Origin of the sequence: Variovorax sp. H27-G14, assembly GCF_046156345.1 — a bacterium.
In the GTDB taxonomy this organism is placed as follows: domain Bacteria; phylum Pseudomonadota; class Gammaproteobacteria; order Burkholderiales; family Burkholderiaceae_C; genus Variovorax.
In genome coordinates, this window is sequence record NZ_JAYLVN010000002.1 from 745,370 (window position 1) to 755,636 (window position 10,267).

General features: G+C 67.8%; 11 protein-coding genes. 8 read left to right on the top strand and 3 right to left on the bottom strand.

Annotation, left to right across the window (positions count from 1 at the left end):
• Positions 1 to 92: 92 nt before the first annotated feature.
• The gene (locus VLK31_RS08930) at positions 93 to 1,229 is read right to left on the bottom strand and encodes an iron-containing alcohol dehydrogenase (RefSeq protein WP_409168016.1); all 1,137 of its coding nucleotides are present in this window, start codon (positions 1,227 to 1,229) and stop codon (positions 93 to 95) included.
• A 116-nt stretch (positions 1,230 to 1,345) separates the two neighbouring features.
• On the opposite strand from VLK31_RS08930, the gene VLK31_RS08935 reads away from it, so the two are divergent.
• Positions 1,346 to 2,302 (top strand): alpha/beta hydrolase, encoded by a 957-nt coding sequence (locus VLK31_RS08935; protein ID WP_409168017.1) that lies wholly within the window; start codon positions 1,346 to 1,348, stop codon positions 2,300 to 2,302.
• A 70-nt stretch (positions 2,303 to 2,372) separates the two neighbouring features.
• A complete protein-coding gene (locus tag VLK31_RS08940) occupies positions 2,373 to 3,236 on the top strand; it encodes a YbgC/FadM family acyl-CoA thioesterase (RefSeq protein WP_409168018.1) in 864 nt (287 codons plus the stop codon).
• Positions 3,237 to 3,288: 52 nt separating this feature from the next.
• Here VLK31_RS08940 and VLK31_RS08945 read toward each other — a convergent pair whose 3' ends face one another.
• Both VLK31_RS08945 and VLK31_RS08950 read right to left on the bottom strand, forming a co-directional pair.
• Positions 3,289 to 4,245 (bottom strand): hypothetical protein, encoded by a 957-nt coding sequence (locus VLK31_RS08945; RefSeq protein WP_409168019.1) that lies wholly within the window; start codon positions 4,243 to 4,245, stop codon positions 3,289 to 3,291.
• Between the two features lie 135 nt (positions 4,246 to 4,380).
• Positions 4,381 to 5,361, bottom strand: coding sequence for a YgfZ/GcvT domain-containing protein (locus tag VLK31_RS08950; protein ID WP_409168020.1), 981 nt, complete (start codon positions 5,359 to 5,361; stop codon positions 4,381 to 4,383).
• A 108-nt stretch (positions 5,362 to 5,469) separates the two neighbouring features.
• On the opposite strand from VLK31_RS08950, the gene mltG reads away from it, so the two are divergent.
• The 6 genes from mltG to VLK31_RS08980 all read left to right on the top strand — a co-directional run bounded on the left by mltG (position 5,470) and on the right by VLK31_RS08980 (position 10,112).
• Positions 5,470 to 6,492 carry an endolytic transglycosylase MltG gene (gene mltG / locus VLK31_RS08955; RefSeq protein ID WP_409168021.1) on the top strand — a complete coding sequence of 341 codons (1,023 nt, stop codon included), beginning with the start codon at positions 5,470 to 5,472 and terminating at the stop codon, positions 6,490 to 6,492.
• Positions 6,489 to 7,160, top strand: a complete 672-nt coding sequence (gene tmk, locus VLK31_RS08960; RefSeq protein ID WP_409168022.1) for a dTMP kinase — start codon at positions 6,489 to 6,491, stop codon at positions 7,158 to 7,160. Before mltG ends, tmk begins: the two co-directional genes overlap by 4 nt.
• On the top strand, positions 7,157 to 8,170 hold the full coding sequence (locus VLK31_RS08965) for a DNA polymerase III subunit delta' (RefSeq protein ID WP_409168023.1): 1,014 nt from the start codon (positions 7,157 to 7,159) through the stop codon (positions 8,168 to 8,170). Before tmk ends, VLK31_RS08965 begins: the two co-directional genes overlap by 4 nt.
• Positions 8,167 to 8,547, top strand: a complete 381-nt coding sequence (locus VLK31_RS08970; RefSeq protein ID WP_409168024.1) for a PilZ domain-containing protein — start codon at positions 8,167 to 8,169, stop codon at positions 8,545 to 8,547. The genes VLK31_RS08965 and VLK31_RS08970 overlap by 4 nt, the downstream gene beginning before the upstream one ends.
• A gap of 81 nt (positions 8,548 to 8,628) precedes the next feature.
• The gene (locus VLK31_RS08975) at positions 8,629 to 9,435 is read left to right on the top strand and encodes a TatD family hydrolase (RefSeq protein ID WP_409168025.1); all 807 of its coding nucleotides are present in this window, start codon (positions 8,629 to 8,631) and stop codon (positions 9,433 to 9,435) included.
• Positions 9,432 to 10,112, top strand: a complete 681-nt coding sequence (locus VLK31_RS08980) for an ankyrin repeat domain-containing protein (RefSeq protein WP_409168026.1) — start codon at positions 9,432 to 9,434, stop codon at positions 10,110 to 10,112. The genes VLK31_RS08975 and VLK31_RS08980 overlap by 4 nt, the downstream gene beginning before the upstream one ends.
• The last annotated feature ends 155 nt before the right edge of the window (positions 10,113 to 10,267 follow it).

Here is a 10,267-nt window from a genome sequence, read left to right on the forward strand (position 1 = left end):
GGAGGAGGGCGAAGCCCGGGGGACATTCGCGGAGCAAGGCACCCCGTCGGCGTGAGCGATGCCCCGAACAACAGCCCCCCAAACACCTCGGCTTACATGGAAGCGTCGAGCATGACTTTGTAGTCGTCACGAGTAGCCAACCGGGGATTGGTCTTGTGGCAATGGTCCGCCATGGCCCCGTCGATGATCTTGTCGAACATGGCAGAGGTAACACCCACTTCGGCCAGCCCCTTGGGCAGACCCAGACGCGCATTCATGTCGCGAATCGCCTCACCCAGGTCCCCCGCCGAATCCAGGTGCATCGCCTGCGCCATGCGCTGAAGACGCCGCTCCTTCTGCACCGACTCCGCCCCCGAATTGAAATGAATGACAGCAGGCAAAAAGAGCGCGTTCAGCGTGCCATGGTGCAAACGCGGATCGACCCCACCCAGGCTGTGGCTCAGCGAATGAACACAGCCCAGACCCTTCTGGAAGGCCATCGCGCCCTGCATCGACGCGCTCATCAGATTCAGCCGCGCCTCGCGGTCGCTGCCGTCTTTGGTCGCACGTTCGATATGACCCCACGCGCGCTCCAGCCCGTCCAGGCCAATGCCGTCGGCCGGTGGGTTGAACGCCGCCGACATGAAGGTTTCCATGCAGTGCGCAATCGCGTCCATGCCCGTGGCGGCCGTGAGCCTGGGCGGCAGGCCGAGCGTGAGCTCGGGGTCGCAAATGGCGGCCTTGGGCATCAGGAACCAGCTGTGAAAACCCAGCTTGCGATGGTCGTCCACGATCACGATGGCACCGCGCGCCACCTCGCTGCCGGTGCCGCTGGTGGTGGGCACCGCAATGAGTGGCACCGCGCGCTCGGTGATCAGCGGCGAGCCGCCCTCGATGGTCGCGTAGGTCTTGAGCGGGCCTTCGTGCGTGGCCGCAATCGCCACGCCCTTGGCGCAGTCGATGGCAGAGCCGCCGCCCACCGCAATGAGCCCGTCGCAGCGCCCGCTGCGGTACAGCTCGACGGCCGCGCGCACGGCCGCTTCGGTGGGGTTGGAGGGCGTCTGGTCGAACACCGACACCTCCAGGTCCGCAATGGCGTCCAGCGCCTTTTGCAGCACGCCGGCCGCGCGCACGCCGGCGTCGGTCACGATCAGCGGGCGATGAATGCCGATGCGCGCGCACTCGCTGGAAAGGAGCTTGATGGCGCCGTATTCGAACTGGATCTGGGTGAGGTATTGGATGAGGGCCATGGGGTGTGGGTGTGCTCGGGGCAGTACGATTGCCGACCAGCCAAATCTAACAAGAGCGACCCGTCTTGCACACGAAGAAAACCCTTGCCGCTGTCGCGCTCGGAACACCTCCCGCCATGCCTCCCACCACACCCTCCGCGACGCCCCTCACCGCCCGGATGGCCAGCGTGGTCGAGCGCATGGCGCGCGCCGGCCACCCCGCGCTCGACCAGCTCACGCCCGACGAAGCCAAGGCCTCGTACGAAAAAGGTTCCGGTGTGCTCGAGGTGCCCAAGCCCGAACTGGCGCGCGTCGAAGACTTTCACATTGCCGCGCGCGACGGCTGCGTGCTGCCCGCGCGGCTGTATGCGCCGTCACGCAGCGTGCTGCCGGTGCTGCTGTACTTTCATGGCGGCGGCTTCACGGTGGGCAACATCCGCACGCACGACACGCTGTGCCGCGTGCTGAGCCACAAGAGCGGCTGCGCGGTGGTGTCGCTCGACTACCGGCTTGCGCCGGCGCACAAGTTTCCGACCGCGTCGAACGACGCTTGGGACGCGCTCGCGTTCATCGCCAAAGAGGGCGCGAGCCTGGGCCTGGATGCGTCGCGGCTGGCGGTCGGCGGTGACAGCGCGGGCGGCACGCTGGCCGCGGTGTGCGCAATTCTTGCGCGCGACGCGGGCCTGCCGCTGGCGCTTCAGATGCTCATCTACCCCGGCACCACGGCCCACCAGAACACGGCCTCGCACCTGCGCCATGCCAACGGGCCGCTGCTGACGAAATCGATGATCGACTTCTTCTTTGCGCAGTACGTTCGCACACCGGCCGACCGTGAAGACTGGCGCTTTGCGCCCCTGCTGGCCGACGACGTGGACGGCGTGGCGCCCGCGTGGGTCTGCCTGGCCGAGTGCGATCCGGTGGTCGATGAAGGCATTGCCTATGCCGACAAATTGCGCGCGGCGGGCGTGCCGGTCGAGCTGGAAATCTACCGGGGCGTGATCCACGAGTTCATCAAGATGGGCCGCGCCATTCCAGAGGCGCTGCAGGCGCACGACGACGCGGCGCGCGCGCTGCGCGAGGCGCTGCAGCCTTGAGCGCGCGGGGCCGCGCCTGCCCCGATTTTTTTCGATTCCCAGAACTTCCAATCTTTCCGGAGACAAAAAAATGCAACGCAGTGATTTCCGTTTTTTCCATCGGCTGCGCGTGCGCTGGGCCGAAGTCGACATGCAGAAGATCGTGTTCAACGCGCACTACCTGATGTACTTCGACACCGCCATCTCCGACTACTGGCGCGCACTGGCGCTGCCTTACGAAGAGGCCATGCAGTCGCTGGGCGGCGACTTGTACGTGCGCAAGGCAACCATCGATTTCCGCGGCTCCGCGCGCATGGACGACATGCTCGACGTGGGCATGCGCTGCGTGCGGGTGGGCAATTCGTCGATGGTGTTCGAGGGCGGGCTGTTCCGCCAGGACCAGTTTCTGGTGGGCTGCGAGCTGGTCTATGTGTTTGCCGACCCGGCCACGCAGACCTCCAAACCGGTGCCGCAGGTGCTGCGCGAAGTGCTCACCGGCTATGAAGCCGGCGAGGCGATGCGCACCGTGGAAACGGGCGGCTGGGACACGCTGGGCGAGGGCGCCGGTGCCCTGCGGCGCGCGGTGTTCATCGAGGAGCAGAACATTCCCGAATCGCTGGAGTGGGACGAAAACGACCCGGTCGTGCTGCACGCAGTGGCGCGCAACCGGCTGGGCCAGGTCATTGCGACCGGGCGGCTGCTGCATGCGGAAGATGGCGTGTCGCACATCGGGCGCATGGCGGTGCACCGCAACCTGCGCAGCGGCGGGCACGGTGCCGCGGTGGTGCGGGTGCTCGAAGAGGCCGCTCTGGCCCGCGGCGACCGCGAGGTGGCGCTGAACGCGCAGCGCAGCGCCGAGCGCTTCTATGCGCGGCTCGGCTACGCGGTGCACGGCGAGGGCTTCGAGGAAGCCGGCATTCCGCACATCGAGATGCGCCGAACGCTCAAGCCGTAGCCCATGGCCCGTGGCTCGTGGCCCGTGGCCACGGTCGCATCCCGCGCTTGCGTCAGTAGCGCGGCGGCGGGTCGGGCACGTAGCCCGGCTCCGACCCCGGAAACGGCGACGGGCCTGCCGGGCGCGGCCAGCGTGGCGGCGGCGACACCGGAATGACGCCTGCGGACACGAGGTTCTCGCGGCTGTCGTAGCGGATGCGCACCACCTCGTCGGGCGACGACTGCGCGCGGTCGAAGGTGGTCTTGCCGACGTAAGAGGTTTCGCGGCGGCCGTGCGCGGTGCCCAGGCTCGGGCTTTGGCTGGGCGCGGGCTGGCGCGCCATGCTGCCCGCGGGTGATGAGGGGAATGAGGGCGATGCGGCGGACGCGGAAGATTCAGCGGCCATGCTGCTGTCGCCCGGGCTGGCCGGCGCGGCCTTGGCGCGCGCGTCGCCCATCGACGACGACTCGCTGCGGCGTTCGCGCTCGCCCTGGTCGTCGCGGCGCGGGTATGGGGTGACGGGCGTGACGGGCGGCTCCGGCATGCGCTCGCGGAACATCGCGACGCCGATCACGCCCACGTCGTCGGGGCGGCCCGTGCGGCTGGCGTAGGAGTTGCCGGCCGCGGCGAACTCGAAGGCTGCGATCTGCGAATCGCTCTTGCGCCAACCGCTGATGTCGCTGCGCTCGCGCGGGCCGAACACATAGCCGTTCTGCCCGATGCCCGCGGTTTCACCGGTGACGACGTTCACGCCGTCCACCGACATCACGGCCATGACGCGTTCGCCCATCGCGTTGCGCGCCCGGATGGCATAGCGCGCGCCGGGGCGCCCGGCCACCCAGTACTCCCCACGGTGGCGGTACACCGGCAGTTCGGCGCCGGTGCCGCGGTCGACCACGCTGATCTGCATGAGCGAGCCGATGCGCCCAGAAGGCGGGCTTTGCGCCCAGGCGGGGAGCGCCATGGAGGAGGCCATGGCGCAAGCCATGCTGCTCAGGGCCAGGGCGGTGGAAAAGAATCTGCGCTTCATGGTGTCTTCCTTGCCAGGAGTGGATCGATGCAGGCTTCTACGGCGCTGCATCGCAAGCAGGGTTAACGGGGCGCAAAAAAAATGGCGCTGTCCGAGGGACAGCGCCATGCGCACATCAGATGTGCATGTTGGAACTCAAATGTCTTCGAGCAGCGCGTAGGGCAGTGGCTCCACCTTCAGCACGGGGCCATCGGCCGCGCCGGCATGCAGCTCGCTGGCTTCCAGCGCGGAGATCTGCATGGAGATGAGCGCAGCCCATCCGCCATCGGGCGAGCTTGCGGCCTGCGCCACGGTGCCCACGGGTTGCTCGGCGTCGCCGGCGGCAAACACCTCCTGCCCGGCGGCTACGGCGGCATCGGCCTGAACCAGGTAGGTGCGGCGCTTCAGCGTGCCGCGGAACTGGCTGCGCGCCACCACTTCCTGGCCGGGGTAGCAACCCTTCTTGAAGTTGACGCCACCCACCGACTCGTAATTGATCATCTGCGGCACGAAGGCCTCGATGACCGGCGTGGTCAGCGTGACGATGCCGCTGCGCACTTCGCTCCATTGCCACAGCGCCAGGTCGAGCGCCGCGCCCACGGGGGCCGCATGGCCGGCCGGCGCGATCCACAGGGCGCGCGGCACGCCGTCGGCGGGGTAGAGCGACACCACGCTCACGTCGTCGCCCACGGCCGTGCGCTTGCCGGGCAGCGCGGTGGCGTCCAGGCCGTTGGCCGTAAGGGCGGTGCCGGCCAGGCCGTACAGCGCGAACTGCCCGGTGGCGTCGCTGAGCTTGACCTTGGCGCGCAGCACGAACATCGACAGGCGCTTGAGCGTGGCGGCCAGAATGTCGCGGCTGCACACCAGCAAAATGCGTTCGGGTTGCGGCTTGATGCCGATGAAACTCGCGATCACACGGCCCTTGGCAGTGCACAGCGCGGCCAGGCGGGCGTCGGCGGCGCCGAGCAGAGAGAAGTCTTGCGTGAGCTGCCCGTGCAGAAAGCTGGCGGCATCGGGGCCTTCGGCAAGGATCACGCCGAGCGGGCCGGATGTGCCGGGTGCAACCGACGGGTCGGATGCGTCAGATGGGCCGGGCAGGGTGAGGGCGGTCACGCCATTGAGAACGACTGTGGTCATCGCTGAATTATCATGGCCGGGCCTGTTCCTTCGGAACGGCAGGGACTCCTCCCCCGCGGCCCGCAGGGCCAGCGTTTTTTCTTTCCCCGAACTCCCCACATCGGACCCGTGCGCAGCTTCTTCCTCACGCTTTTTCTGCTCGCCGCCCTGGTTGCGCTCGCGCTCGGCGGCGCCGGTCTCTGGTGGGTGCACCAGCCCCTCAAGCTGCCCGCGCCCAGCGTCGACTTGTCGGTCGAGCCTGGCACCACGCCGCGCGGCATTGCGCAGGCCGTGGCCGACACGGGTGTCGACGTGCAGCCCAAGCTGCTCTACCTGTGGTTCCGCCTGTCGGGCCAGGACCGCCAGATGCGTGCCGGCAGCTACGAGCTGGAGGCGGGCGTCACGCCCAAGCTGCTGCTCAACATCCTGGTGCGCGGCGAAGAGGCCACGCGCAGCCTGGTGCTGGTCGAGGGCTGGAACATTCGCCAGGTGCGCGCCGCGCTCGCCAAGGCCGACCAGCTCAAGCCCGACAGCGTGGGCCTGAGCGAAGAGGCGCTGATGGCCAAGCTCGGCAAGCCGGGCGTGCACCCGGAAGGGCGCTTCTTTCCGGACACCTACACCTACTCCAAGGGCTCGACCGATGTGGTCCTGCTGCAGCGCGCCATGCGGGCCATGGACAAGAAGCTTGAAGCCGCCTGGGCCGCCCGCGCCTCCGACCTGCCGCTGAAATCGGCCGAAGAGGCGCTTATTCTGGCCAGCATTGTCGAAAAGGAGACAGGCAAGGCCAACGACCGCGCGCAAATTGCGTCTGTGTTCACCAATCGCCTGCGCATCGGCATGCCGCTGCAGACCGACCCGACCGTCATCTACGGCATGGGCGCCGCCTTTGACGGCAATCTGCGCAAGAAAGACCTGCAGACCGACACGCCCTGGAACACCTACACGCGCGGCGGCCTGCCGCCCACGCCCATCTCCATGCCCGGCAAGGCCGCGCTGCTGGCGGCCGTGCAGCCGGCGCAAAGCAAGTCGCTGTACTTCGTTTCGCGCGGCGACGGCACCAGCCAGTTCAGCAGTTCGCTGGACGACCACAACCGCGCGGTGAATCGCTACCAGCGCAGCGGCGGCGACCCCAAACCCAAGGCGACCCCATGAGTGACTACGGTCTGTTCCTGACGCTGGAAGGCATCGACGGCGCGGGCAAGTCCAGCCACCTTGATGCGCTGGAGGCACTGTTCAGCGCCCATGGCCGCACCGTGGTGCGCACGCGCGAGCCCGGTGGCACGCCGCTGGCCGAAACGCTGCGCGGCCTGATCCTCGAACAGCCAATGGACCCGCTGACAGAGTCGCTGCTGGTGTTCGCGGCGCGGCGCGACCACGTCGTGCAGGTCATCGAGCCGGCGCTGCTGCGTGGCGATGTGGTGCTGTGCGACCGCTTCACCGACGCCACCTTCGCCTACCAGGGCGCGGGCCGCGGCTTCGACGAAGGCGTGCTGTCCACGCTGGAGCAATGGGTGCAGGCGGGCAGGGCGGCGCTGCCGGCGTCGCAGCTGCTGCAGCCGCACATCACGCTGTGGTTCGACCTGGCGCCCGAGGCCGCGGCGCAACGACTGGCCGGTGCCCGCTTGCCCGACAGGTTCGAGGCCCAGCCGGTCGAATTCTTCCGCAATGTGGCGCAGGGCTATGCGGCCCGCGCGGCGGCGGATGCGCAGCGCTTCGTGCGCATCGATGCCAGCCAGGCCCGCGACCAGGTCTGGCAGCAGGTGGAAACGGCGCTGGTGGCGCGTGGCGTGCTGGCGCCAATGGCGGGCGCAGGCCGATGAGCGCGCCTGTGCTTTCTCCCTGGCTGCGCCGCCCCCTGACCGAACTGCTGCGCCAGCGCGGCCATGCCTGGCTGCTGCAAGGGCCGTCCGGCATCGGCCAGTACGAACTGGCGCTGGCCCTGGCTTCCGCGTGGCTGTGCGAACAGCCGACGCCCGACCACACCGCCTGCGGCCATTGCGCCAGCTGCCACGCCATCGCCGTGCGCACGCACGCCGACCTGTGCGTGCTGATGCCCGAGGTCGCCATGCAGGAGCTGGGCTGGCCGCTCGACGAAAAGGCCCAGTCCGACATCGACGACAAGAAGCGCAAGGCCAGCCGCGAGATCCGCGTGGAGGCCATGCGCGACGCGGTCGGCTTTGCCCAGCGCACCAGCGCGCGCGGGCGCGGCAAGGTGGTGCTGGTGTACCCGGCCGAGCGCATGAACAACATCACGGCCAACGCGCTGCTCAAGACGCTCGAGGAGCCCGTGGGCGACGTGCGCTTTGTGCTGGCCACCGAGGCCGCCTGGCAATTGCTGCCGACCATTCGCAGCCGATGCCTGGGCTTCACGCTGCCGTGGCCCGAAACGGCCGAGGCCGAAGGCTGGCTCGCCGCGCAGAACGTGCCTGCCGCCGATGCGCCCGCCTTGCTGCGCGCCGCCGGCGGCCGCCCGAGCGACGCCTTGCGCCTCGCACGGTCGGGCCAGTCGCCCAAGGCGTGGTCCTTGCTGCCCAAGGCCATGTCGCGGGGCGATGTGGGCGCGCTGTCCGACCATGCGCCCGCGCAGGCCGTCGGTGCGCTGCAAAAGCTCTGCCATGACCTGATGGCCGTCGGCCACGGTGCGCAACCCCGGTTTTTCGAGGCCGCCGACCTGCCGGCGGCGCCGTCGCGGCTGGCGCTGGCGCGCTGGTCGAAGTCGCTGGCGAGCGCCGCGCGCACCGCCGAGCACCCGTTCAATGCCGGTCTGATGCTGGAAGCGCTTGTGAGCGAAGCGCGAACCACCCTAAACTCTGCCGCTCGCCGCCCATGAACCAACCTCTCGCTCCCGCAGCCCCCGCACCTTCGCCCGCCCGGCCCAGCGTCATTCAGCTCGCCATCAAGGAAAAGGGCGCGCTCTATGCGGCGTACATCCCCTTGTTTGCCGAGGGCGGCATCTTCATTCCGACCTCGCGCGAGTACCGTCTGGGCGACGACGTCTATGTGCTGCTCACGCTGCCCGAAGACCCGCAGCGCTATCCGGTGGCCGGCAAGGTCGCCTGGATCACCCCGGCGCGCGCGGCCGGCAACCGGGCGCCCGGCGTGGGCATCCGCTTTCCTTCGGACGAAAAGTCGCGCCAGTTGAAGGCGCGCATCGAGGCGGCCCTGGGCGGCTCGATGGCGTCCGACCGCCCCACACAAACCATCTGAGCCTTCCGCCGTCCGGGTGACGCGGAACTCTGTACACGGCGCCATCTCCCACAGGAGCGAGCGTCGCGCTCGCCATTTCCGATGTTCACAGACTCCCACTGCCACCTCACGTTTCCCGAATTCGCGGACCAGATGCCGCAGATCCGCGCCGCCATGGCCGCCGCGCAGGTCGACCGGGCCCTTTGCATCTGCACCAAGCTGGAGGAATTCGACGACGTGCAGGGCCTGGCCGCCCGCTACGACAACTTCTGGGCCAGCGTGGGCGTGCACCCCGACAACGAGGACATCGCCGAGCCCAGCGTCGAAGAGCTGGTGCGCCTTGCGGCCCGGCCCCGCGTGGTGGCCATCGGCGAGACCGGCCTTGACTACTACCAGATGGAAGAGCGCAAGGGCGGGCGCAGCATCAGCGACATGGAATGGCAGCGCGACCGTTTCCGCGTGCACATTCGCGCGGCCCAGCAAACGCGCAAACCGCTGATCATTCACACCCGCGATGCGTCGGCCGACACGCTGGCGATCCTGAAAGAGGAGGGCGAAGACGCCTCCCCTGGCGCCGCCGGCGGTGTTTTTCACTGCTTCACTGAAACCGCCGAGGTGGCGCGCGCGGCGCTGGACCTGGGTTTCTACATCTCGTTCTCGGGCATCCTGACCTTCAAGAAGGCGCAGGACCTGCGCGATGTGGCGGCTTTTGTGCCGCTGGACCGCATGCTGATCGAGACCGACAGCCCGTACCTGGCGCCCGTGCCGTACCGCGGCAAGACCAACAACCCGTCGTATGTGCCGTTCGTGGCCCAGCAGATCGCGGAACTGCGAAAACTGCCCGTGGAAGCCATCGCCAAGGCCACCAGCGACAATTTCGAGCATTTGTTCAGGGACGTCAAATCATGAAAAATTACTTCAAAACATCGATCTATCTACTTGTCATTGCTGCATCTTTTGCGGCACATGCCGGTTCGTTCGACGACTTTTTCCGTGCCGTGCGCGGCGACAACGCGAGCGGCGTTCGCACGCTGCTGCAGCGTGGTTTCGATCCGAACACGCTCGACGAACACGGCCAGACCGGCCTGATGATTGCGCTGCGCGAGCCGTCGCCCAAGGTCATTCAGGTGCTGATCGAGTCGCCGCAGACCAATGTCGACATGCCCAATGCCAAGGATGAAACCCCGCTGATGCTGGCGGCCATCAAGGGCCAGCAGCAGCTGGTCACGCAGCTGCTCAAGCGCGACGCGGCGGTCAACAAGACCGGCTGGACGCCGCTGCATTACGCGGCCACCAGCGGCCAGTTGACGATCATGAAGGTGCTGCTCGACAACTACGCGTTCATCGATGCGCAATCGCCCAACGGCAGCACGCCGCTGATGATGGCCGCCATGTACGGCTCGGGCGAAGCCGTGAAGCTGCTGCTGGCCGAAGGCGCGGACACGACGATGAAGAACCAGCTGGGCATGACGGCTGTCGATTTCGCGAACAAGGCGGGTCGGGGCGAGGCAGCGTCTTTGATTACAGCGGCTGCGGCTGCGAAGGCGAATGCGCCGAAGGTGGCGCCGAAGGATGGCAAGTGGTGATTTGGGCGGCTGCTGGGCATCTCTCGATTGTCAAGGCCAAATTCAGATGTCGCATCTCTGGCCAAATAGACATGTCGCATTTCTTCTTTCTTGAAGGTCTCAAGCGAACGCAGTGACTGCCTTGCTTCTACACCTGCACAGGCTTGCCACCGAAG

Coding starts and splice junctions, on each gene's coding strand:
- VLK31_RS08970 (WP_409168024.1), top strand. CDS start 8,167: ATGAACCAACCTCTCGCTCCCGCAGCCCCCGCACCTTCGCCCGCCCGG.
- VLK31_RS08940 (WP_409168018.1), top strand. CDS start 2,373: ATGCAACGCAGTGATTTCCGTTTTTTCCATCGGCTGCGCGTGCGCTGG.
- VLK31_RS08965 (WP_409168023.1), top strand. CDS start 7,157: ATGAGCGCGCCTGTGCTTTCTCCCTGGCTGCGCCGCCCCCTGACCGAA.
- VLK31_RS08980 (WP_409168026.1), top strand. CDS start 9,432: ATGAAAAATTACTTCAAAACATCGATCTATCTACTTGTCATTGCTGCA.
- VLK31_RS08975 (WP_409168025.1), top strand. CDS start 8,629: ATGTTCACAGACTCCCACTGCCACCTCACGTTTCCCGAATTCGCGGAC.
- tmk (WP_409168022.1), top strand. CDS start 6,489: ATGAGTGACTACGGTCTGTTCCTGACGCTGGAAGGCATCGACGGCGCG.
- VLK31_RS08935 (WP_409168017.1), top strand. CDS start 1,346: ATGCCTCCCACCACACCCTCCGCGACGCCCCTCACCGCCCGGATGGCC.
- VLK31_RS08945 (WP_409168019.1), bottom strand. CDS start 4,245: ATGAAGCGCAGATTCTTTTCCACCGCCCTGGCCCTGAGCAGCATGGCT.
- VLK31_RS08930 (WP_409168016.1), bottom strand. CDS start 1,229: ATGGCCCTCATCCAATACCTCACCCAGATCCAGTTCGAATACGGCGCC.
- VLK31_RS08950 (WP_409168020.1), bottom strand. CDS start 5,361: ATGACCACAGTCGTTCTCAATGGCGTGACCGCCCTCACCCTGCCCGGC.